Annotated in this window: 25 protein-coding genes and 1 pseudogene; 25 read left to right on the top strand and 1 reads right to left on the bottom strand. The window is 39.5% G+C overall.

Annotated features, from left to right (window positions below):
* Positions 1-459: 459 nt before the first annotated feature.
* The 8 genes from NSQ44_RS11810 to spoIVA all read left to right on the top strand — a co-directional run bounded on the left by NSQ44_RS11810 (position 460) and on the right by spoIVA (position 7,395).
* A complete protein-coding gene (locus NSQ44_RS11810; RefSeq protein WP_340857124.1) occupies positions 460-1,056 on the top strand; it encodes a YphA family membrane protein in 597 nt (198 codons plus the stop codon).
* Complete coding sequence (locus NSQ44_RS11805) at positions 1,053-1,955, top strand: YIEGIA family protein (protein ID WP_063388600.1); 903 nt, start codon at positions 1,053-1,055, stop codon at positions 1,953-1,955. The genes NSQ44_RS11810 and NSQ44_RS11805 overlap by 4 nt, the downstream gene beginning before the upstream one ends.
* Positions 1,946-2,134, top strand: a complete 189-nt coding sequence (locus NSQ44_RS11800) for a capping complex subunit for YIEGIA (RefSeq protein WP_066251964.1) — start codon at positions 1,946-1,948, stop codon at positions 2,132-2,134. The genes NSQ44_RS11805 and NSQ44_RS11800 overlap by 10 nt, the downstream gene beginning before the upstream one ends.
* A 189-nt stretch (positions 2,135-2,323) precedes the next feature.
* On the top strand, positions 2,324-3,634 hold the full coding sequence (gene der, locus NSQ44_RS11795; protein ID WP_063388598.1) for a ribosome biogenesis GTPase Der: 1,311 nt from the start codon (positions 2,324-2,326) through the stop codon (positions 3,632-3,634).
* A gap of 19 nt (positions 3,635-3,653) precedes the next feature.
* Complete coding sequence (locus NSQ44_RS11790; protein WP_339230456.1) at positions 3,654-4,697, top strand: NAD(P)H-dependent glycerol-3-phosphate dehydrogenase; 1,044 nt, start codon at positions 3,654-3,656, stop codon at positions 4,695-4,697.
* Between the two features lie 114 nt (positions 4,698-4,811).
* A complete protein-coding gene (locus tag NSQ44_RS11785; protein ID WP_063388596.1) occupies positions 4,812-5,012 on the top strand; it encodes a DUF2768 domain-containing protein in 201 nt (66 codons plus the stop codon).
* Positions 5,013-5,032: 20 nt separating this feature from the next.
* Positions 5,033-5,746, top strand: coding sequence for a hypothetical protein (locus NSQ44_RS11780; RefSeq protein WP_082829632.1), 714 nt, complete (start codon positions 5,033-5,035; stop codon positions 5,744-5,746).
* 170 nt (positions 5,747-5,916) lie between these two features.
* Positions 5,917-7,395 (top strand): stage IV sporulation protein A, encoded by a 1,479-nt coding sequence (gene spoIVA, locus NSQ44_RS11775; RefSeq protein ID WP_063388595.1) that lies wholly within the window; start codon positions 5,917-5,919, stop codon positions 7,393-7,395.
* 607 nt (positions 7,396-8,002) lie between these two features.
* On the opposite strand, the pseudogene NSQ44_RS11770 reads toward spoIVA, so the two are convergent.
* Positions 8,003-8,569: pseudogene (locus NSQ44_RS11770) on the bottom strand (CotH kinase family protein); the annotation flags it as partial.
* Positions 8,570-9,414: 845 nt separating this feature from the next.
* Between NSQ44_RS11770 and hbs the strand changes: the two are divergent.
* From hbs to trpA, 17 genes are all read left to right on the top strand, one after another.
* Entirely contained in the window at positions 9,415-9,693 is a 279-nt protein-coding gene (gene hbs, locus NSQ44_RS11765) for a non-specific DNA-binding protein Hbs (protein ID WP_063388591.1), read from the top strand.
* A 216-nt stretch (positions 9,694-9,909) separates the two neighbouring features.
* A complete protein-coding gene (gene folE / locus NSQ44_RS11760; protein WP_063388590.1) occupies positions 9,910-10,476 on the top strand; it encodes a GTP cyclohydrolase I FolE in 567 nt (188 codons plus the stop codon).
* Between the two features lie 17 nt (positions 10,477-10,493).
* Positions 10,494-10,721, top strand: a complete 228-nt coding sequence (mtrB, locus tag NSQ44_RS11755) for a trp RNA-binding attenuation protein MtrB (RefSeq protein ID WP_063388589.1) — start codon at positions 10,494-10,496, stop codon at positions 10,719-10,721.
* 113 nt (positions 10,722-10,834) lie between these two features.
* Entirely contained in the window at positions 10,835-11,611 is a 777-nt protein-coding gene (locus NSQ44_RS11750; protein WP_340857123.1) for a heptaprenyl diphosphate synthase component 1, read from the top strand.
* A gap of 3 nt (positions 11,612-11,614) precedes the next feature.
* Positions 11,615-12,340: a demethylmenaquinone methyltransferase gene (locus NSQ44_RS11745; RefSeq protein WP_063388587.1), complete on the top strand. Its 726-nt coding sequence runs from the start codon at positions 11,615-11,617 to the stop codon at positions 12,338-12,340.
* On the top strand, positions 12,341-13,303 hold the full coding sequence (gene hepT, locus NSQ44_RS11740; protein WP_340857122.1) for a heptaprenyl diphosphate synthase component II: 963 nt from the start codon (positions 12,341-12,343) through the stop codon (positions 13,301-13,303). It begins immediately after the preceding gene.
* A gap of 84 nt (positions 13,304-13,387) precedes the next feature.
* A complete protein-coding gene (gene ndk, locus NSQ44_RS11735) occupies positions 13,388-13,834 on the top strand; it encodes a nucleoside-diphosphate kinase (RefSeq protein ID WP_340857121.1) in 447 nt (148 codons plus the stop codon).
* Positions 13,835-13,902: 68 nt separating this feature from the next.
* The gene (locus NSQ44_RS11730; RefSeq protein WP_063388584.1) at positions 13,903-14,679 is read left to right on the top strand and encodes a CheR family methyltransferase; all 777 of its coding nucleotides are present in this window, start codon (positions 13,903-13,905) and stop codon (positions 14,677-14,679) included.
* A 105-nt stretch (positions 14,680-14,784) separates the two neighbouring features.
* Positions 14,785-15,957 carry a chorismate synthase gene (gene aroC / locus NSQ44_RS11725; RefSeq protein ID WP_340857120.1) on the top strand — a complete coding sequence of 391 codons (1,173 nt, stop codon included), beginning with the start codon at positions 14,785-14,787 and terminating at the stop codon, positions 15,955-15,957.
* Positions 15,957-17,051, top strand: a complete 1,095-nt coding sequence (aroB, locus tag NSQ44_RS11720) for a 3-dehydroquinate synthase (RefSeq protein ID WP_340857119.1) — start codon at positions 15,957-15,959, stop codon at positions 17,049-17,051. Before aroC ends, aroB begins: the two co-directional genes overlap by 1 nt.
* Positions 17,048-17,413 (top strand): chorismate mutase, encoded by a 366-nt coding sequence (gene aroH, locus NSQ44_RS11715; protein ID WP_063388656.1) that lies wholly within the window; start codon positions 17,048-17,050, stop codon positions 17,411-17,413. The genes aroB and aroH overlap by 4 nt, the downstream gene beginning before the upstream one ends.
* Positions 17,414-17,649: 236 nt before the next feature.
* On the top strand, positions 17,650-19,164 hold the full coding sequence (trpE, locus tag NSQ44_RS11710) for an anthranilate synthase component I (protein WP_340857118.1): 1,515 nt from the start codon (positions 17,650-17,652) through the stop codon (positions 19,162-19,164).
* On the top strand, positions 19,161-20,177 hold the full coding sequence (gene trpD / locus NSQ44_RS11705) for an anthranilate phosphoribosyltransferase (protein ID WP_340857117.1): 1,017 nt from the start codon (positions 19,161-19,163) through the stop codon (positions 20,175-20,177). The genes trpE and trpD overlap by 4 nt, the downstream gene beginning before the upstream one ends.
* Positions 20,170-20,937 carry an indole-3-glycerol phosphate synthase TrpC gene (gene trpC / locus NSQ44_RS11700; protein ID WP_130156178.1) on the top strand — a complete coding sequence of 256 codons (768 nt, stop codon included), beginning with the start codon at positions 20,170-20,172 and terminating at the stop codon, positions 20,935-20,937. The genes trpD and trpC overlap by 8 nt, the downstream gene beginning before the upstream one ends.
* Complete coding sequence (locus NSQ44_RS11695) at positions 20,934-21,572, top strand: phosphoribosylanthranilate isomerase (protein WP_130156180.1); 639 nt, start codon at positions 20,934-20,936, stop codon at positions 21,570-21,572. The genes trpC and NSQ44_RS11695 overlap by 4 nt, the downstream gene beginning before the upstream one ends.
* Complete coding sequence (trpB, locus tag NSQ44_RS11690) at positions 21,569-22,768, top strand: tryptophan synthase subunit beta (RefSeq protein WP_094246134.1); 1,200 nt, start codon at positions 21,569-21,571, stop codon at positions 22,766-22,768. Before NSQ44_RS11695 ends, trpB begins: the two co-directional genes overlap by 4 nt.
* Entirely contained in the window at positions 22,758-23,552 is a 795-nt protein-coding gene (trpA, locus tag NSQ44_RS11685; protein ID WP_412675395.1) for a tryptophan synthase subunit alpha, read from the top strand. The genes trpB and trpA overlap by 11 nt, the downstream gene beginning before the upstream one ends.
* Positions 23,553-23,563 lie beyond the last annotated feature (11 nt).

The following is a 23,563-nucleotide window of genomic DNA, read 5'->3' as shown; positions in this document are numbered from 1 at the left end:
GCTGCTCTATATCGTGATTATATGTGCGAACAAAATTCTTCGCTGCTTTTAATAAGCAAGCGATACGTCCGTTTTGCGTTCGTATCTCCATTAAAAATCAAAACTTGTGCAGATAAACAAATGATCCATCCAGCCTGTATTCATTAGCCCACAATTTTTTTGCAGAAAAACTCCCTCCTAAAAAAACAAATAATGATTTAGAAGCCTTTTTTTATGAAAAGAAATTATACGGACATTCTGCCATTAAACAGATCGGCTTATGAGTTCTAAAAAAATAGCGAAAATTCATTTCTTGACGGGCAGTGAAATGTTTACATTTTCCTCTCACAGCAATCCATCAGCAATCAATTCTCCCACAGCCCTTTAACTGCTTTTTATACGCTTTTAGCTTTGGTTTCAAAATTTGTACGGTTAACATCCATAAATTTTTCACATAATGGAAATAGTAGGAGGTTGGAGATGGAAGGAATATATTATTATTGGTTCATGTGGATGATTTGGGTAATTGTAACATTTTGGCTTCCAAAAACGGATGCTCGTTTTTGGCTCTCCTTTTTTATATTGTTAAATATTTTAGGAAGTGCAACGTTTATACACTTTACACAAATACATGTTGGTTTTTCGTATATCTTATTTGCTTTGCTTAGTTTTTTCATCTTGTATAGAACTAAGCGTTTATTTTATTCATTATTTTCCGTTTTGATCATTACGGTTGCCTATGCAGGAGTCAAGCTGTTTTATTTATTTGATCCTGTCTGGTTTTTACTTGACGTTCAGATGTATTTATCTATATTAGGAGTCATTTTATCCAATATGCTGAGCAAAGATTTTTTTGAAGGAATGGCCTTTTTTATATTGGGGTCTTGTTACGGAGAAGCTCTTTTTTCGTCTGCAGTTTATTCTTATTATCGGCCGATTGTAATAGGCGACTTTCCTTTTCTTGATATGCTGTCAATCGGAATCTTTTCATTGCTCATATGGGCGTCATTCAAAACATTCGCTGCTTCTTTAGAACATATATTCAAAAAACATGCAAGGGAGAGGCAAGGGACATGAATGAATACACGCTTCCTATTTTTTATGGTGTCTTCGTAGGTGTGTTAGCCCGTCTTTTTATGCTAAAAACCGATTATCGCCAATATCCCACATATTTGCACGGAAAAATTATTCATATCGCACTTGGATTTATAGCAGCGGGACTCGGCACGATTGCTGTTCCGGCCATAATGGAAAAGGAGTTTACTGCCATTACTTTTTTAACGTTGGCTGCATCGCAGTTTCGCGAAGTCCGCAACATGGAAAGAAATACACTGTCAGAGCTCGATCAATATGAGCTTGTTCCTCGGGGAAGTACATATATTGAAGGAATAGCAATCGCCTTTGAAAGCAGAAATTATTTAGTGATTTTCACATCTTTATTTGTTACGCTTGCTTATTTAATCTTTGGCTTTTGGATGGCTCTTGTGATGACGGTCGTTTGCTTTATCATTTCTAAAGTGTTAATGTCTGGAGGCACATTGAAAGATATTGTTGACATTCAATATGTAAAGCCGCATTTTGACGGTGCAGGCTTGTATGTCGATGACATTTATATTATGAATATCGGCATCCCGGAAAAACGTGAACTAGTTTTAAAATATGGCATGGGGTTTATTTTGACACCAAAATCATTTGATGCGAGAACAACGATTGCCAACATCGGACAACGTCAGGCGATTCTCCATGATGTCTCAACTGCGCTGGGCGTAAACCGCGATGCGGGTGAACCATCATTAGTCCCATTGGCAAAACGAGATCTTGAAGATGGAAGAGTCGGCGTGTTTGTGCTTCCTCAAAAACATGATTTGGATATTGCCATTCGAGTGATCAGCAACGTGCCAACGCTTGAAAATGCCATTCGCATGCCGACGGAGTCGAAGGCAAATAGGAAAGGTGAGAAAAAACGATGGTTTTAGAGAAAGCGGTTTTAGCGGTCGTTACGACAAATGAGAAAAAAATAAAAGGCGGTGCACCTGTTTTTATTTGTGATAACCAAAAAGAAATGGATTCGATTGCAAAAAATTTAGAAGCGATTCTAGATGGAATTGCTCATGCCATAAGCGAGGAAATATATATCATTGTGAAACATTTTTAAGGCAGTTGTTCAATTTCATAAACTGCTATATAATAGGGTAGTTGGAAAAAAGCTTGGTAAAAAACTTCCGGGGCATGCCGAAAAAGGAGTTAGGCGAAAACATGCTGCGATTTCTTGAAGGCGTAGCCCCTTTAACATTATACATAGTGAAAAATGTGATGAGTTTTAAATTAGGAAGGAAGTTTTAGTATGCCGAAACCTGTTGTGGCTATTGTCGGTCGACCAAATGTCGGCAAATCGACGATTTTTAATCGAATTGTCGGTGAACGTATTTCAATTGTAGAAGATATACCTGGTGTTACCCGTGACCGTATTTATGCACCTTGTGAATGGCTGAATTTCCAATTTAACTTGATCGATACAGGTGGAATTGAAATTGGGGATGAACCGTTTCTAGCACAAATTCGCCATCAGGCGGAAATTGCGATTGAAGAAGCGGATGTAATTATTTTCATTACTAACGGTCGAGAAGGCGTAACTCCCGCTGATGAAGAAGTTGCAAAAATATTGTACCGCTCAAACAAACCCGTTGTCCTTGCCGTTAATAAAATGGACAACCCGGATATGAGGGAAAATATATATGAATTTTATTCTCTTGGCTTTGGAGAACCGTACCCGATATCAGGAGCGCATGGGCTCGGACTGGGAGATCTTTTGGATGCAGTATGCAAACATTTTCCAAAACCCCAATCAGAAAATGATGATGAAGGCATCATTAAATTTTCTTTGATTGGCCGACCAAATGTCGGAAAATCTTCCTTAGTAAATGCTATTTTAGGAGAAGAAAGAGTGATCGTCAGCGAAATTGCTGGAACAACACGAGACGCTATTGACACTAAGTTTACGTATAACAAGCAGGAGTTTGTCATCATTGATACAGCTGGCATGAGAAAAAAAGGAAAAATTTATGAGACAACAGAAAAATACAGTGTTTTGCGGGCGCTTAAAGCGATTGAACGCTCTGACGTAGTGTTAGTTGTTTTAAATGCAGAGGAAGGAATTATTGAACAAGACAAGCGAATTGCTGGCTACGCCCATGAAGCCGGGAAAGCCGTTGTCATTGTAGTGAACAAATGGGATGCAGTGGAAAAAGATGAAAGAACGATGAGAGAGTTTGAAAAAGATATTCGCGATCAATTTTTATTTTTAGACTATGCGCCAATCGTCTTTTTGTCCGCAAAAACGAAGAAGAGATTGCACACATTAATGCCTCAAATTATTCTTGCCAGCGAGAATCATGCGATGCGTGTCCAAACAAACGTATTGAATGATGTGATCATGGATGCCGTTGCTATGAATCCGACTCCAACGGACCACGGTACGAGATTAAAAATCTATTATGCAACACAAGTTTCTGTTAAACCGCCTACATTTGTCATATTTGTAAATGATCCGGAGCTTCTTCATTTTTCATATGAACGTTTTTTGGAAAATCGTATTCGCGATGCATTCGGGTTTGAAGGAACCCCTATTAAAATCATTGCGAGAAAAAGAAGATAAATAAAAGGAAGTGAGCAATTTGGCGAAGGTGGCAATATTGGGAGCTGGAAGCTGGGGAACAGCGCTTGCAATTGTTCTTTGCGACAATGGTCATGAAGTGCATCTTTGGGGACATCGGAAAGAACATATAGAAGCGATCAATCGTACAAAAAAAAATGAGAAATATTTGCCAAATGTCCCATTGCCGGACAATTTAACCGGATTTTATTCCTTAAAGGATGCGGTTGAAAATGTGGAAACGATTGTCTTGGCAGTCCCGACAAAAGCGATAAGAGAAGTACTGAGTCAATTAAGAGAAGCCATTGATCGGCCGATTTTAATTGTCCATGTTTCAAAAGGGATTGAGCCGGGTTCATTAAAAAGAATTTCCGAAATTATTGAAGAAGAAATGCCTCCTCACCTTTTGAAGGACGTAGTTGTATTATCAGGTCCAAGCCATGCGGAAGAAGTGTCTTTGAGACAGCCGACAACAGTGACTTCTGCGAGCAAAAATATTCAAGCAGCAAAATTTGTTCAAGATTTATTTATTAACCGCTATTTTCGTGTGTATACGAATCCGGATATAATCGGGGTTGAAATTGGAGGAGCGCTGAAAAACATTATTGCTTTAGCTGCCGGAATCAGCGATGGCCTTGGATACGGGGACAATGCGAAGGCTGCTTTAATAACTAGAGGATTGGCGGAAATTTCAAGATTAGGCTGTAAAATGGGTGCCAATCCATTAACATTTTCTGGTCTTGCCGGAATCGGCGACTTAATTGTCACTTGCACAAGTGTGCATTCCCGCAATTGGCGTGCCGGCCATTTGCTAGGAAAGGGTAAAAAACTAGATGAAGTTTTAGAAAGCATGGGAATGGTTGTCGAAGGAGTAAGAACAACAAAAGCAGCTAAACAGCTTTCTGAAAAATATTCAGTAAAAATGCCGATTGCCAATGTCCTTTATGAAGTGCTGTTTCACGAAAAAGATCCGAAAGAAGCAGTCGAAGAGCTTATGGCGAGAGTTAAAACGCATGAAATGGAAGATCTTGTGAACATATTAGAAAATCGAAATGAAGAACTGTAGCACATTTCCCAGCTGCTCCAGTTTTTTTTTGAATTCGATTCTTATATGGAAAACAATTGCGTGAAAAAGAGCATATGTTAAAATGATTGGTAGGAATAGAAGGAGTGGATCACAATGTCAGAAGGTCTAATGAAAATGTGGATTGCTCTCACAGCGATGGCCTTTATGTTTATCGCGGTCTTTTCCATATACTTGAGCCGTTTTAAACTAAAAGGATTTTTGAAATCTATCACAGCAGTGATTGCTTATTTTTTTATGATTTTAGCAGGAATTATCATTTTTTTCGTAGTCTTTTCCGGACCGACAAGCGAGTAGGCAAAGTGAGGAAGACGAGGATGAACAAGAAAAGCATAATGAAATCTTTCATCTCTATCATGTTTGTTTTGCTTTTATCTGGATGTTTATACCCAGAAGAACGATTACATAAAAATGAAATACCTTATGAAGCGCAAATACAATCCGTGCAAAAAGCAGTAGAACAATATAAAGCTGATACGGAAGGGCTTTTGCCGATTAAAACGAGAGACAAATCAACGCCTATTTATGAAAAATACCCTATTGATTTCAATCTGTTGATTCCTGAATATTTGCCTGAGCCCCCCGGCACCGCGTTTGAAAATGGAGGTATTTACTTATATGTTTTAGTCGATGTGGAAAAAAATCCAACCGTAAAGCTGATCGATTTACGAATAGCAGAGGCGATCCGTGAACTAAAGATGAGGATCAATGCTCATGAATATCCTCCTTATGAAAAGCAAATAGCGAAAAATGTATTTACACTGAACTATAAAAAGCTAGGATTAAAAGAGCCTCCTCATGTGAAGAGTCCGTACTCAGGGGAAAATCTTCCGCTTGTGATCGACAACAATCGAGAAGTTTACGTTGATTACAGCTTAGATTTATACCGTGCCATAAAGGAATCAAAAAGATCATTCAAAGAGGGGGAAGATATCCGTCATTTGCTAGTAGAAAACTCCCCGTTCGTCCCTGCATTTTCCCTTCCATATACTGTGAATGAAAAAAATGAACCGGTATTTTTAATAAAATAAGTCATGAACCTTTTTCTTAAGAATACAATTTAAGAGAAAGGTTCTTTTCTTTTTGGAAGAAATTCTTTTTTTACAGTCATAACTAGATAGGACAACATCATAAATATGTAATGACTAAAGAATTGTAAATGTATGGATGTTATAAGACTTGAAAGTCGGGAGGGAATCACTTGGAAAAGGTAGATATTTTCAAAGACATTGCAGAGCGAACTGGCGGCGATATTTATCTAGGGGTCGTTGGTGCAGTTAGAACCGGTAAATCAACATTCATAAAAAAGTTTATGGAATTAGTTGTTCTTCCCAATATTGAAAATGAAGCGGATAAAGCACGTGCTCAAGATGAGCTCCCTCAGAGCGCAGCAGGCAAAACCATTATGACAACGGAGCCAAAGTTTGTCCCGAATCAAGCGGTCACCGTCCATGTTGATGAAGGCCTTGATGTCAATATAAGATTAGTAGATTGCGTAGGATATACAGTGCCTGGTGCAAAGGGATACGAAGATGAAAATGGGCCGAGAATGATCAACACTCCATGGTATGAGGAGCCGATCCCGTTTCATGAAGCAGCGGAAATTGGCACCCGCAAGGTTATTCAAGACCACTCAACAATCGGTGTAGTCGTCACAACAGACGGTTCAATCGGCGAAATTCCTAGAAAAGATTACGTAGAAGCGGAAGAACGAGTAATTGAAGAGTTAAAAGAAGTCGGAAAACCATTTATTATGATTATTAATTCTGTGCATCCTCATCATCCGGATACGGAGGCTTTAAGAAAAGAATTAAATGAAAAATATGATATTCCAGTTCTTGCTATGAGCGTGGAAAGCATGAGGGAAATTGATGTAACGAATGTATTGAGAGAAGCGCTTTTCGAATTTCCAGTCTTGGAAGTCAATGTGAATTTGCCCAGCTGGGTGATGGTGCTGAGAGAAGATCATTGGCTTCGCACGAGCTATCAAGAAACGGTGAAGGAAACAGTAAAAGATATCAAACGTCTGCGTGATGTCAATCAAGTTGTCCAGCAGTTCAGTGAGTATGATTTTATTGAGCGGGCTGGACTAGCTGGTATTCAAATGGGCCAAGGGATTGCGGAGATCGATTTGTTTGCGCCGGATGAGCTGTACGATCAAATTTTAAAAGAAGTTGTCGGTGTTGAAATACGCGGGAAGGATCATCTGCTTGAGCTCATGCAAAATTTTGCACACGCTAAGGCGGAATACGATCAAGTAGCCGATGCTTTAAAAATGGTAAAACAGACAGGTTACGGCATAGCAGCACCGGCTTTATCAGATATGAGTCTGGATGAACCGGAAATTATCCGCCAAGGATCGAGATTCGGCGTCCGACTCAAAGCAGTCGCACCTTCCATTCATATGATTAAAGTAGATGTTGAATCTGAATTTGCGCCGATCATTGGCACAGAAAAACAAAGTGAAGAGCTTGTGCGTTATTTAATGCAAGATTTTGAAGAAAATCCTTTGTCCATATGGAATTCCGATATATTCGGAAGAAGCTTAAGCTCGATCGTCAGAGAAGGAATACAAGCAAAATTGTCGTTGATGCCTGAAAATGCCCGCTACAAATTAAAAGAAACATTGGAAAGAATCATCAACGAGGGGTCAGGCGGGCTCATAGCAATCATATTATAAAAGATCAAAAGGTCAAAAACAACGGTTTTTTGGCCGTTGTTTTTTTCACAAGGGGCAAACGAGTGAGCCCTGTTTTTTTTGACAAGAAGTTCAGCCCTGCATTTTCCGGCCTTTGAATAGACACATCATTTTTTTTAAAAGGTTAAACAACTTAGCGAAAAAACCGAATTTGAAGGTATTCGTACTGAAATAATTTTATTAGGCGGCGGAAGCTGTCGCTTTTCGATGCGTTTTGTTCAACATCTTCCAGTCGAAAAGGTTTGAAATTTGTCTTAGAATTTTCCGTAATGCTTTTAATGTGTTTCAATTGGTAGTAAACAACATTGTTTGATTCGAATAAATAGAGGGTCAAATAATCAGTTTTTACTCTTCAAGCAGTAAACCGCTTTTGCTTTCAGGACCGCCTCTATTCACCTTAATCATTTTTCCAACAAGCGACTTTACATATTGATAAAAATTTTCTCAAGTTGCGGTCATTTTCTTTAACCTCCCTTGGCATTCAATCATACAGGTCAATTATTTTATACGTTCAAAATGGGAGAAAGCAACAGAACATTTACCTAATTCATGAAAAATAAGCGATCGTCTATTTGCGTCGTTCAGCTTGCTAAAACATTAAATGTGAAGTGATAAATGGATTTCTTTTCGAGATAAAATAGAGAATTTGTGAAGGCTGTTGATTAAATTCGTCAAGGGTATATTGGAAATAAGGATCTTTGCTAATAAACTTTTTCACTTGTTCATAATAACCGTATACAGCATCTATCAAATTTTTTACCGAAAATTTATGTTGTATAGTGTCATATAAAAGTTGTTGGGAAAGTTTTTTATACTTTTGGACGTCTAGCAGCCTTGCCGTTAAAGTGTTAAATCCTTCTACCCGAACATAGTCATGTCGCATTTTTTCTCCGTTGACATCAATTCCCCATGTCGTATCGTAATCCCAGGGAATAATATGAAAACGGCTTGTTTCTCCATGGAAGTAAAGTGCGTAATTGTGAACAAAACCATCGTAATTTTGTGTGCAAATAACACCTGTCAGCCATTTTAAATATTGCTCCACGTCTAAATATTGTTCAATTTCTTCAGAAAATTGGGACGAATTGCTTGTATTAACAAAATAAATAAATTGTTCGAACTTACTAAAATCGTCATTTTCCCCGTATTTTAGCTCATATCCTTGTGTAAGCTTTTTTTACCTTTTGGTCTAAATCGCTGTATAACGAAAAATTAGCATCACCATCTATTGTATAAAAAATTGGGCCTTTAGGCAGTTTTCTTTTTGCTAAAAAATCTTCATTGACGGATTCAAGGAAATTTTCTCCAAGTCTTTTTCCATTTGATCCCTCTTTTTACTGTTTTTCATTTAAATAGTATGAATGTGGATAAAACATGCCACTGTTGGCAAACGCACATTTTTTTAACGATTTAAAGGTCCAAACGAATTAATGTAAAGACACATATGCTATACAAAATAAAAGGGGAGGGCAGAATAGTGATTTCCGAAAAAGTGATGAAAGAAGCATTTCATAGCGGGGAAGAAAAGGGTTGAAACATTTTTATTTCCGAGAACCTGAAGGAAGAAGATCGGATAAAACAAGCAGCAGCCGGGATTTTAAACATACGAAAAGAAAAAAATTCGGCGCTTTGAAAACGGAAATATGTGGAAGATGCGTTTTTAAATGATGGAAGGGTTGACTGCTCATGCAGTCTCCCTCTATTGTTTTGGCGAACTTTTTGCCAAATCGATTGAAAAATGACTGAAATTAATAGAATTGTGCTTGATTCTGCCATTATTGTTATGATAATCTTTTTACAGAAATTCTTCTCTCATAAGGATGAATCATCCTTTGCAACCAATTTGAAAATGAAAAACTGTTGAAATGAAATATTGTTTCATTTATGATAAGCTAGTCACCAACTTCTTGTTGTTGCATGTATAGAATTCTTAAAAGCTGTGAAGAAATGTATAATAGCTGGATTTTCATGAAACTTTTTTGGGAGGAGGTGAAACATTAAATGAACAAAACAGAATTAATCAACGCTGTAGCAGAAGCTAGCGAATTATCCAAAAAGGATGCAACGAAAGCTGTAGATGCTGTTTTCGATACAATTTTAGAATCTTTGAAAAAAGGTGACAAAGTTCAACTCATCGGTTTTGGAAACTTTGAAGTGCGTGAGCGTTCAGCGCGCAAAGGTCGCAATCCTCAAACTGGTGAAGAAATTGAAATTCCGGCAAGCAAAGTGCCTGCGTTTAAACCAGGCAAAGCTCTTAAAGATGCAGTTGCTGGCAAGTAATGAAATGAACGCACACAATTAAGAAATGAGTAGCGACTACATATGCTCGCTGTATTTCTTCACAGAATAAGCCCCTTTTTGGGGCTTTTCCTATTTAGGCGAGATTGTTCAGAAAAGTTTTCTGTTCTATTTGCGGGAAAGGAAGCTTCATTTTGCTTTTTTTTCATTAATTGTGCTAGAATCGGTATGAATGAATGACAATAGGAGGAGCCGAGTATGCCAAAAATTAATAAAGAGCAAATAGAACAGGCAGTACGTTTAATTATAGAAGCTATAGGGGAGGATCCTAATAGGGAAGGATTGGCTGATACACCTAAGCGGGTTGCCAATATGTATGAGGAAATTTTTTCAGGCATAGATCAGGATCCTAAAGAATATTTTCAAACCGTATTTGAAGAGGATCATGAAGAGCTTGTTTTAGTAAAGGATATTCAATTTTTTTCAATGTGCGAACACCATCTAGTTCCTTTTTTCGGTAAAGTACATATTGCATACATACCAAAAGGCGGCAAAGTGACTGGACTAAGCAAACTAGCCCGTGCTGTTGAAGCGGTTGTAAAAAAACCACAGCTGCAAGAACGGATTACGTCAACGATTGCCGACAGCATAGTCGAATCATTGGATCCTCACGGTGTGATGGTTGTTGTTGAAGCGGAGCATATGTGCATGACAATGCGCGGAGTGAAAAAGCCTGGATCAATCACTGTAACGTCAGCAGTCAGAGGATGTTTTTTGAATGATGCTGCGGCAAGAAGCGAAGTGCTGTCATTAATAAAAAAATAAACGGTAGGTGTTGATAGATGAATCCGAATCAAAATGATTATGTGGTTATTAAAGCAATTGAAGATGGCGTCAATGTGATTGGTTTGACAAGAGGTTCCGATACTAGGTTCCACCATTCCGAAAAGCTTGATAAAGGAGAAGTAATGATTGCTCAATTTACGGAACACACGTCTGCCATTAAAATTCGCGGCAAGGCGCTTATTCAAACAAGCTATGGAGAGATTGAGAGCGGCGAGAGAAAATAAGCAGGATTTCTGCTTTTACTTTTTCGACAAAGCCTAATGAAAAAATGTGGTTATGATATAATAAAATTTGTAAATGTTAGTATAGAGATATATGGGGGACAAGGGTGATAATGATGGAAATCTATCAAAAGCTGGAGCAAATAAAACGTTCGCTAGACCAATATTTTTCACATCCTGTGTTTAAACAATATATTCAAAAGCCTGTAATTGATGAAGACAAGCTGCTACTGTTTTACGCGCTTTTTGAAGAAGCGGAAATAGCAGATGAAAAGAAGGAAAAATATGTTGTGACCGCCATGCTTGTTCAATCAGCCCTTGATACCCATGATTTAGTAACGACAACGGAATGTCAAAATAGGAAGCTTTTTGTTGAAAGACAATTAAATGTCATTGCAGGTGATTATTTCAGCGGACTATATTATTTTATTCTTTCTGAAATTCAAGACTTGAAAATGGTTCGTGCGCTTGCAACCGCGATTAAAGAAATTAATGAGCATAAAATTCGTCTTTACGACCGAAGCTGCCAGTCGATTGAAGCAATAGTCGAAAGCATCGTCATTGTGGAAACCGCGTTATTTCAACGGATCGGAGAGCATTTTCAAATTGAGACGTGGCCGGAAATTTCCAAAACATATTTAACATATAAACGTTTATGTGAAGAAAAACATAAATACGATAAAAATAGCCAGTCCGTTTTAACACAATTTCAAAAGAAATCTAAAAGCCCGATTGATTTAGTTGGAACTTTCATAGAATGCTGCAATCATTATTTCTGGGAAATTAATAAACTGTTGGAAAAAAGTCTGAAATATTCGCCTGCCGTAAAACAATTTATTATGAACCGAATTCATGTATTACGGTTTTCGCATATGATAGTGGAGGAAGGTTAAAAAATGCAGCAATCGAAAGAAGAACGTGTGCACCGCGTATTTGAAAAAATTTATAAAAATTATGACCGGATGAATTCTGTGATTAGCTTTAATCGTCATATTGCATGGCGAAAAGAAACGATGCGGAGAATGAATGTGAAAAAAGGTTCCTACGCACTCGATGTTTGCTGCGGAACGGGGGACTGGACGCTTGCGCTCGGGGAAGCAGTCGGGCAAAACGGAAAGGTCATAGGACTTGATTTTAGCCAAAATATGTTAAGCATCGGTGAGGAAAAGGCAAAGGAAAGACAATTTTCCAATATTTCATTTATTCACGGCAATGCGATGGATTTGCCGTTTCCTGAAAACGAGTTTGATTATGTGACCATCGGGTTTGGCCTCAGAAATGTTCCTGATTATATGCAGGTTCTATCGGAAATGTACCGCGTATTGAAACCCGGAGGAATGGTAGTTTGTTTGGAGACATCACAGCCGACCTTGATTGGCTTCAAACAGCTTTACTATTTTTATTTTCGCTTTATCATGCCTTTATTCGGCAAGATATTTGCTAAAAGCTATGAAGAATATTCTTGGCTGCAGGAGTCCGCGCGTCAATTTCCTGGCATGAAAGAGCTGAAAAAAATGTTCGAGCAAACTGGTTTTATAAATGTAGAAGTGAAGCCATTTACAGGCGGTGTTGCAGCAATGCACTTAGGTTATAAACCGAAATTGGAAACAAAGGTGAAATAAATGAAGTTAAAATCATTCTATTCCTTTTTAACAAAAGACCTTGAAGTGATTGAAAATGAATTGCTGTCTTCCGTACAAACAAAAGATCCGTTAATACGTGAAGCCGGGATTCATCTTCTTCAAGCAGGGGGAAAACGGATTCGCCCTGTTTTTGTATTGTTGTCAGGAATGTTCGGAGATTATAACATTGACCGTTTGAAACCGGTTGCCGTCGCTTTAGAGCTGATTCACAGCGCCTCATTGGTACACGATGACGTCATCGACAATGCTGAGCTGCGAAGAGGAAAACCAACAGTTAATGCAAAATGGGACAATCGCATTGCCATGTATGTTGGAGATTACTTATTCGCACGGGCTCTTGAAATCATAACAGAGCTGGACGAGCCGCTTATTCACCGAGTTCTTTCGAAAGCTCTTGTTGAACTCTGTTTAGGAGAAATCGAACAAATCAACGATAAATACAATTTTGATCAGTCTTATCGGACGTATGTCAAACGAATTAAAAGAAAAACAGCTTTATTAATTGCTGTCAGCTGCCAATTGGGCGCTCTTGCCTCCGGCGCTCCAGAATCCGTTTGTAAAAAGCTTTATTTGTACGGTTATTATGTTGGAATTTCGTATCAAATTATTGACGATCTTTTAGATTTTATCTCTACGGAAGAAGAGCTTGGAAAACCAGTTGGGAGCGATTTACTTCAAGGAAACATTACCCTTCCTGTTTTGTTTGCCATGCAAAATGAAGAATTAAGAAAAAAAATTGTCAAAATCAATAATCAAACAACTGCTGAAGAAATCAAACCGATTATTTATGAAATTAAAAAATCAAGAGCAATCGAACAGTCGATGAATATTAGTGACCGCTATTTGCAGAAGAGCTTTCATCAATTGGAAGGCCTCAAGCACGGGAAAGCGCGAACTTCGCTATACAATATTGCCAAATATATTGGAAAAAGGAAATTTTAGTTTGCGTAACCGCTTTAATAATGATACTATTTTCTTGTGGATTTTGTACTTATACATAATGAAATTTTCGAGGTGGATGTGTTGATGGAAAAGACGTTTTTAATGGTAAAGCCTGATGGTGTACAACGACAGCTGATTGGACAAATCGTTTCAAGATTTGAGCAAAAAGGGCTGAAGCTTATCGGTGCAAAATTAATGAAAATCTCTGAAGAATTGGCCCAGCAGCATTATGGAGAACATAAAGAAAAGCCTTTTTTCAATGAGCTCGTTCAATTCATCACATCAGGACCGGTTTTTGCAATGGTTTGGGAAGGCGAAAATGCAATCGAAATTGCCCGTCAAATGATGGGAAAAACCAATCCAAAGGATGCCCTTTCTGGAACAATTCGCGGCGATTTTGGTTTAACAGTAGGGAAGAATGTAATTCACGGTTCAGATTCACCTGAAAGCGCTGAGCGGGAAATTCAATTGTTTTTTAAAGCTGAAGAGCTTGTAGAATATGACCGTGAAATTGATGTATGGATCTATTAACATCTGACCCTAATCAAACAATGGTTTGATTAGGGTTTTCTACATTACATTCGGGGGAAGATCGGAAAGTGACAGATAAGGACTATGTTGCATTTATCGAAAAGATAAAAAGAAAAAGCGGGATTGACCTATCATTATATAAAGAGACTCAAATGAAAAGAAGATTAAAATCATTGTATGAAAAAAAAGGCTTTCAATCCTTTCACGAGTTTTTTTTAGCGATGGAAAAGGACAAATGTTTATACAATCTGTTTTTAGATCGAATGACGATTAATGTTTCTGAATTTTTTCGCAACTATCAGCGCTGGAACATCCTTGAAAAAAAATTGCTTCCGCGTTTGCTGAATGGTAAAAAACATATAAAAGTTTGGAGCGCTGCCTGCTCAACGGGAGAAGAACCTTACACAATTGCAATGATTTTAGCACAAAATTCGCTATTGAAAGACTCATATATATTAGCCACAGATATAGATGAACAAGCGATTAAAACAGCACAAATTGGAATTTATCCGGAAAGATCGCTAAAAGAAGTACCTCTTGAATATAAAACTAATTATTTTCAGCAAGAAGGCTCTTTCTATCATGTAAAAGAAGACATTAAACGCTCGGTTACTTTTAGAAAGCATAATTTGCTGTCAGACCGCTTTGAAACAGATTTTGATTTGATCGTATGCCGAAACGTCCTCATTTATTTTACTGAGTCTGCGAAAAAAGAGCTTTATGAAAAATTCAGCAACTCGCTTAGACGAAACGGGATTTTATTTGTTGGCAGCACAGAGCAAATTTTCACTCCGGAAAAATATGGATTAAAAACGATCGAAACGTTTTTTTATACACGATTGTAGCAATAGCAAAGATCTTTCTATTCAAACAAAAAATCTTATGGTATAGTTACGTAAAAGCATAAAAGCGTAAAAGCGTTAAAGTGTTATGGAAAGGAGTTTGCTAGTATGAGATATTTGACAGCAGGGGAATCTCACGGCCCGCAATTAACGACGATTATAGAAGGAGTTCCGGCAGGGCTTCCTCTAACGAAAGAAGACATCAATATTGAGCTTGCAAGAAGACAGAAAGGCCATGGCCGCGGTCGAAGAATGCAAATCGAAAAAGACCAGGTGCAAATTCTAGGCGGAGTGCGCCATGGCGAAACGCTAGGATCACCAATAGCGCTAGTTGTAGAAAATAAAGACTTTGCCCATTGGACGAAAATTATGGGGGCAGAGCCGATTTCCGAATCGGAGAAAGCGGAAATGAAACGAAAAATTACGAGACCTCGCCCAGGCCATGCCGACTTAGTCGGGGCGATCAAATACGGACATCGTGATATGCGCAACGTGCTTGAACGCTCTTCTGCCCGGGAAACAACTGTCAGGGTGGCAGCAGGAGCTGTTGCGAAGAAAATTTTGTCTGAACTCGGCATTCAAGTGGCAGGACATGTCATTGAAATTGGCGGTGTCCGTGCGCAAAAATTGGACTATTCGTCTCTTGCCGAGTTGAAAGAAAAGACAGAGAACTCACCTGTGCGTTGTTTAGATGAAAATGCGGCTCAGCAAATGATGAGGGCGATCGATGAAGCAAAAGAAAAGGGTGATTCCATCGGCGGCATCGTTGAGGTGATTGTTGAAGGAATGCCACCTGGTGTCGGCAGCTATGTTCATTGGGACAAAAAGCTGGATGCCAAAATAGCGCAAGCAATCGTAAGCATCAATGCGTTTAAAGGGGTTGAATTCGGCTTGGGATTTGAAGCGGGACGAAGATTTGGCAGCGAAGTTCATGACGAAATCCTTTGGAGCGAAGAGAAAGGATACTATCGCAAAACAAACAATCTAGGAGGCTTTGAGGGCGGTATGACGACCGGCATGCCCATCGTCGTCAGAGGAGTCATGAAGCCAATTCCAACACTGTATAAACCTTTGCAAAGCGTTGACATTGATACGAAAGAGCCTTTTTTGGCGAGCATTGAACGATCGGATAGCTGCGCAGTCCCGGCTGCAAGTGTTGTGGCGGAGGCAGTTGTTGCATGGGAAGTAGCCAAAGCGATCGTTGAACAGTTTGGTCTTGATCGCATTGACCTTATTCGGGAAAATATCGAACGTATGAAACAATATGCGAGGGAATTTTAATGGAACAGATGATGATTCAAACGAAAAGTCGCCCGTATCCAGTTTTTTTAGGAGACGGAATTATCGATAATGTCGGAGAATGGCTTCTGTCTGTTTGCAATAATCCTTCGAAAATTTTGATCATTACTGATCAAACAGTCAATGATCTGTATGGCGGAAAATTAGAGTCGGTATTAAAAGCATTCGATTTGGACGTATTGACATGTGTTGTTCCGAGCGGTGAACAGTCTAAATCATTTGAAACGTACTATAAATGCTTGACCTTTGCTTTAGAAAACAATCTGGACAGAGAATCCGTAATCATTGCTTTTGGCGGGGGCGTAGTGGGTGATTTAGCAGGCTTTGTAGCTGCAACATTTATGAGAGGAATTCCGTTCATTCAAGTGCCGACGACCCTTTTGGCTCATGACAGTGCTGTCGGGGGAAAGGTGGCCATTAATCATCCGCTCGGAAAAAATATGATCGGAGCTTTTCATCAGCCTCATGCCATTATTTATGATACACAGTTTTTAAAAACACTGCCTCTTCTAGAAATCCGCTCAGGATTTGCGGAAGTGGTGAAGCACGGCTTCATCAATGATCGTTCATTTGTTGAAAATTTAATGAAAACGATCCATTCGTTGAATCATGTAACAAGCGAACAGCTGCAATGGTTTATACGAAAGGGAATTGAAGTGAAAGCAGAAATTGTCGCTGAAGATGAAAGAGAAACGGGAAAAAGGGCGTTTTTAAACTTCGGTCATACTCTCGGCCATGCGCTCGAAGCGGAGTTAGGTTACGGGAAGATTTCCCACGGAGATGCCGTTGCATGCGGCATGCTGTTTGCTCTATGGCTGAGTGAAAAGATATTTCACAAAGATTTTCAATATGAGTCGATCAAAAATTGGTTTAACGAAATCGGCTTTCCTGTCAAAATCGATGAAAATATTCAAACCGAATCGCTCCTCGAGCGAATGAAAAAAGATAAAAAAACGGTACATAGCCAGATTCGTTTTGTGCTTCTCGAGGATATCGGCAATCCGGTACTTAAGACGTTTGACACGCATACATTATATTCATTTCTTAATGAGTGGAGAACGGAGGGATGCGTTTGATAAGAGGTGTTAGAGGGGCCATCACCGTTTCGGAAAATAATGAAGAACAGATTGTAGAAAGCACGGAGAGGCTCTTAAGGGAGATGATTCGATTAAACAACATTGCCCCTGAACAAGTAGCTTCCGTGTTTATTTCGGCGACAAATGATTTAAATGCCTGCTTCCCTGCAAAAGCATTAAGAAATATTGAAGGCTGGAAATATGTTCCTGTGACATGCATGCAGGAAATAGCCGTTGAAGGCGCCCTTGAGAAATGCGTAAGGGTGATGATGCATATTAATACAGAAGCCGCCCAAAACGATATTTGCCATGTTTATTTAGAGAAGGCAAAAATTTTACGACCGGATCTTGTTGACAAATAATGCTGTATCCGATAATATGGCGAATAAGAAAGTTTTTATATGACCTGAAATGAGCTGAGTTTAGTTAAGGGTAGTTGAGAATGAGTCGAGGAAGTAATAGATGAGTGGTTTAGGAAGATAGATTGATCGACTGCCCAAAAACGTAATGTTTTTGGGATTTTTATTATCAATTTCATCCCTCAAAAACGATCCTCTATGACTCATTCTCCAAATACTTTGGAGGAGTGAGTACTTCAATGGCAACAACCTTTCAAGATTTTTTGCAGGATTGCCGCAAATATAAGACGGTTCCCATTATCGAGCAATATCATGTCGATATGCTGACACCTATCCAAATATTTCAAACGCTGCAAACCGATGCTTGTTATATTTTAGAAAGCAATGACAGCGAATCGAACTGGTCCAACTACTCGTTTATCGGTCTTGAGCCGATGTATTTTATCAAGGAAGAAAATGGAACGTTCCAGCTGCAAAATCGAAAACAGATGGTCATGGACAAAGATGTTTCGTTATCAGCATTGTTTCATAGAATGACGGTAAGCTTCAATGTAAAAAAAGTGGCGATCGATGTGCCGTTTTCAGGCGGAGCTGTCGGAAAAATCGATTATGATGCGGTCAGCCTATTTGAAAAAATTCCAGCTCATCGTCATGCTGACAGAACCCATTCTGTATGTGAACTGGTCATTTGCCAAACGGTCATTGCATATAGCCACAGGGAAAAACTGCTGACATTTATTCATTACAGAGAGCTAGAAGGAAACGAAAGCGAACAAGAGCTGAAGCAAATATTTGAGGCGGGAAAGGAACGCATTTTTCAATATCGCAATGAATTAAAAAACGTCAAGCCGGAAGGAAATATTTTCATCCCGTCAAACAAAGAACCGGTTTCTTTCGCCGGATTTGAATCGAATTATACAAAAGAACAATTTTTGCATCATGTAGAAAAAATGAAGGAATATATTCGTTCTGGCGATATATTTCAAGGAGTTCTTTCGCAGCGCTTTGAAAAACAAGTATCGGTAACCGGTCTGCAATTGTATCGAATTTTAAGAATTATCAATCCTTCCCCTTATTTATTTTATATAAAACTATCAAACCAAGAGCTTATCGGCAGTTCACCGGAAAGATTGATTCATGTTCGCGACGATTATGTTGAAATTCATCCTATTGCCGGCACGAGAAAGCGGGGCAAAACAAAGGAAGAAGATAGAAGACTCGTTCGCCAATTGCTGCAGGATGAAAAAGAACTAGCGGAGCATTATATGCTTGTTGATTTAGCAAGAAATGATATCGGCCGAGTTGCTGAATACGGGACGGTCAAAACACCTGTACTTCTGGATGCAGCTTATTTTTCACATGTTATCCATCTCATTTCAAAAGTGAGAGGAAAATTGAGAAAAAGCATTCATCCGATTGATGCATTAATTTCGGCTTTTCCAGCCGGAACCGTTTCAGGCGCCCCCAAAATACGCGCAATGGAAATTATTCATGAGCTGGAGCCGACTGCCAGGGGGAGCTATGCGGGGGCTGTTGCATACATCAGCTTCGATGGAAGCATTGATTCATGCATCACAATTCGGACGATCACGCTGAACAATCAGAAGGCATATGTCCAGGCGGGGGCTGGGATCGTTGCCGATTCTGTTCCTTTAAAAGAATGGGAAGAAACAAGAAACAAAGCGAGTGCGCTCATTCAAACGATCGAATTAGCAGAACAATTGTTTTTAGAAAAAGGGAGGAAGAGGGCATGAAGCATATATTGGAGAAGTGCATTAATGGTGAGACTCTTTCAGCATCTGAAGCAGAAGATATTATGAAAAAAATCATGGAAGGAAAGGTTCCGGACAGTCAAATTGCCAGTCTCATCACTATTTTACGATTTCGCGGCGAAACGGTCGAAGAGATGACGGGATTTGTGAAAGCGATGAAGGAAAATATGACTCAGCTTGAAGGATTTGAAAATGCAGTTGATACTTGCGGAACGGGCGGAGACGGAGCATCAACATTTAACATTTCAACCGCATCTGCCATTGTAGCTTCATCGTTGGGAGTGAAAGTCGCAAAACACGGAAACCGTGCTGTTTCTTCAAGAAGCGGCAGCGCTGATGTGCTCGAATGTTTAAACATCCCAATCCAAACAACGCCTGAAGAAGCAAGAAGAAGCCTGGAAGAAACGAATATGAGCTTCTTGTTTGCTCCTCTCTATCATTCATCGATGAAGCATGTTGCCAAAGCAAGAAAAGAAGTGGGATTCCGAACGATTTTTAATTTGCTCGGGCCGCTGGCTAATCCGGCCAATACAAAACGACAAGTGCTTGGCGTTTCATCATTGGAGCATGCGGAGAAAATGGCTGAAACATTAAAACATTTCCGTTCAGAGCATGTGCTGTTAGTATCAGGAAGGGACGGATTAGATGAAATTTCGATCAGTGATGAAACGGATGTCGTAGAACTAAAAGATGGGAACATAACAAAATATACGATTTCTCCGGAGCAATTTGGAATGAATCGAGGGAAGCTTGAAGAAATACAAGTCTCAGATGCTAAAGAAAGTGCTAAAATGATAGAGGAAGTACTGAAAAATAAAGGAAATGAAAGCGTGAAGAACATTGTAGCATTAAATTCGGCTGCAGCTCTTTACGTAGCAGGAAAAGCAAAAAACATTTCTGAAGGGGTACAGATGGCTTTAACAGCCATAAAAGACGGGACCGCCTATCAGCAATTAAGGAGATTGGCCATCCGAAAGGAAGAGAGCTATGCTTGATACGATCATAAGAGCTAAAGAACAAGAAGTGAAAGAGCTTGATTTGACGCAATTAGACCAAAAAACATTCGAAAAAAGATCATTTTTCGCTGCTCTTCAAAACCCGAACCGTTTTCTTGGGCTCATTGCGGAAGTGAAGAAGGCATCGCCGTCCAAAGGTGTCATTCGTGAAGATTTCGATCCTGTCGATATTGCAAAAAAATATGAGAGAGGGAAGGCAGACTGCTTATCTGTTTTAACCGATCAAAAGTTTTTTCAAGGGTCAACCGCATTTTTGTCTGAAATTAAAGAAAAGGTGAAACTTCCTGTTTTGCGCAAAGATTTTATTATCGATAAAAAGCAAGTGTATGAATCGAAATGGATCGGAGCGGATGCCATTTTGTTAATCGGGGAGGCTCTTCCGCCAAAAAAATTAAAGGAGCTTTGGGATGAAGCGGTCAGCTTAGAGCTGGATGTCCTGGTGGAGGTCCATTCTGTCGAGACTCTTGAAAGAATACTAGATATATTTGTGCCGAATATACTAGGGGTGAACAACAGGGATTTAACAACCTTTCATACGGATATTCATCATCTGGAAACGATTCAAAAATATGTGCCGAAAGATATTTTATTGATCAGTGAAAGCGGCATAAGCACGATGGCAGATTTGCAAACGGTGTATGAATATGGAGCAAAAGGCGTGCTTGTCGGGGAGTCGCTCATGCGGAAAAAAGATCCGGAACAAGGAATTTATGAGCTGTTTAAGGAGAGTGTAAAGTGAGACTCGTCAAAATTTGCGGCAACCGCACATTTGAAGATACAGCCGTTTCCATCAATCAAGGAGCCGATTATATCGGCTTTATCTTTTCCTCTGAAAGCAGGCGACAGGTGAAGGCAAATGATGTCGGCAGGTGGATGGAAGCTTTTCCAAAAGAAATGCGTCCAAAACTAGTAGGCGTATTTGTTCATCCGACGATTCAATTTTTAGAGGATGTGCTAGCAGCGGTCGAATTAGACTGCATACAGCTGCATGGCGATGAAGATGAAGAATTTGTAAAACAGGTAAAGGAAAAGTTCGGTCTTTCTGTTTGGAAAGCTCTCCCTCATCATGAACATGTGATAGAGGAAATGGAAAAATTTTCACATTGGGTGGATGGATATGTGATTGACAGCCGTGTGAAAGGAATGTGGGGCGGAACAGGCGTTGCTTTTGACTGGTCAAATGTGTCCGATTATACAATATGGGCGAAAAATAACCGGAAGCTTTGTTTTATTGCGGGCGGCATTACACCTGAAAACATAACAGAGCTGCTTGAAAAAGGCGCTGAAAACATTGATGTTGCAAGCGGTGTTGAAACAAATGAAAAAAAAGATGTCGAAAAAATAGCAAAATTAATAGAGAAGGTGAAAGGCTGATGAAATATCCTGATGAATATGGCAGGTTTGGAGAATTTGGAGGAAAATATGTACCAGAAACGTTAATGAAGCCGTTGTATGAATTAGAAGAAGCATTAAAGGATGCATTAAGTGATTCTTCTTTTCAACAGCAATATCATCAAATGCTGCAAAAATATTCCGGCAGACCGACCGCTTTAACATTTGCAGACCAATTAACAAAACATGTCGGGGGAGCAAACATTTTTTTAAAACGGGAGGATCTCAACCATACTGGTGCCCATAAGATCAATAATGCTATTGGTCAAGCGCTTCTTTCGAAAAGAATGGGAAAAAAGAAGCTTATTGCTGAAACAGGTGCCGGACAGCACGGTGTAGCATCAGCAACTGTCGCTGCGAAATTTGGCATGGACTGCAAAGTATTTATGGGAGAAGAAGACATCGATAGACAGCGCCTCAACGTTTTTCGGATGCAACTGCTAGGTGCTGAAGTAGTGCCTGTTACAAGCGGAAATAAAACATTAAAAGACGCTGTGAATGAGGCGATCCGATATTGGGTTCAGCATTGTGAAGACCATTTTTATTTAATGGGCTCAGCTGTCGGTCCGCATCCATATCCGATGATGGTAAGAGAATTCCAGCGGATCATTGGAGATGAAGCGAAAGAGCAGTTTTTCAACGAGTTTGGCAAGCTGCCGGATGTTGTCATAGCTTGTGTGGGCGGAGGAAGCAATGCGATCGGGATGTTTACACCGTTTTTAGAAGAAGATGTAAAGCTTATTGGAGTGGAAGCAGGAGGAAAAGGAGTGGAAACGGGTGAACATGCGGCAACAATTACAAAGGGGACGAAAGGCGTTATTCACGGTTCGATGACGTACTTATTGCAAAATCAATACGGTGAAATTATTGAGCCTTATTCGATTTCTGCCGGCCTCGATTATCCGGGTGTCGGTCCGGAGCATGCTTATTTAGCAAAAATAGGGCGTGTCGTTTATGAATCTGTTACAGATGAAGAGGCGATTCTAGCACTCGAAACATTGGCGAAAACAGAAGGAATATTAGCCGCAATTGAATCTGCTCATGCCGTTGCAAAAGGAATCGAAGTAGCAAAAACTTTATCAAATGAACAGTCAATTTTAATTTGTTTGTCCGGACGGGGCGATAAAGATGTTCACACTTTGATGAAAACGAAAGGGGGAGTTGAAAATGGTTTCTAACAAAAGCATGTTTCAACAGTTTGACAAGCTTTTTATTCCTTTTATTACAGCTGGAGATCCGAATGAAGAGTTGACCATTGATCTCGCCCTTATTTTAGAAAAATGCGGGGCGTCAGCCATTGAGCTTGGCGTTCCCTATTCGGACCCGCTTGCTGACGGCCCCGTTATTCAACAGGCATCCATCCGGGCAAGAAGAAATGGAATGAATATTGAAAAGGCGATGGAATTAGCATATAAAATGAAAGAAAGAGGTTTAAAAATTCCGATCATTCTCTTTACTTATTTCAATCCTGTGCTACAATTAGGAGAAAAATACTTTTTTACTTTAATGGAGAAAAATCGATTAGAAGGACTTCTCATTCCTGATCTCCCGTTCGAAGAAAGCGGATGGATGCGAAAAAAATGTGACGAGCATGGGATTTATTTTATCTCTATGGTTGCTCCCACTTCCTACAATCGAATAAAAAAAATTGCTGAGAACGCCGCAGGATTTTTATATTGTGTTTCATCTCTCGGGGTGACGGGTGAGCGCCAATCATTTGATGAGCGCGTTTCTGATTTTATCTCTCATGTAAAGAAGTATTCGGAAGTTCCGGTGGCTGTCGGGTTCGGCATTTCGTCGAATGAGCATGTAAAAAAATTTTTCAAAATAAGTGACGGCGTCGTTGTGGGCAGTGCGATTGTTAAACAAATTGAAAAGCTTATTCCGCTTCTCACAAATGCGAATACAAAACAGAGCGGGTTACAGGAATTTGAAAGGTTTATTGACGGTTTGCTCCATTAGGGGATGAAAGA

Origin of the sequence: Aeribacillus sp. FSL M8-0254 (genome assembly GCF_038008845.1) — a bacterium.
Classification (GTDB): domain Bacteria; phylum Bacillota; class Bacilli; order Bacillales; family Aeribacillaceae; genus Aeribacillus; species Aeribacillus composti.
The sequence above is the reverse complement of the archived record's forward strand: the minus strand, read 5'-3'. Positions and strand labels throughout refer to the sequence as shown.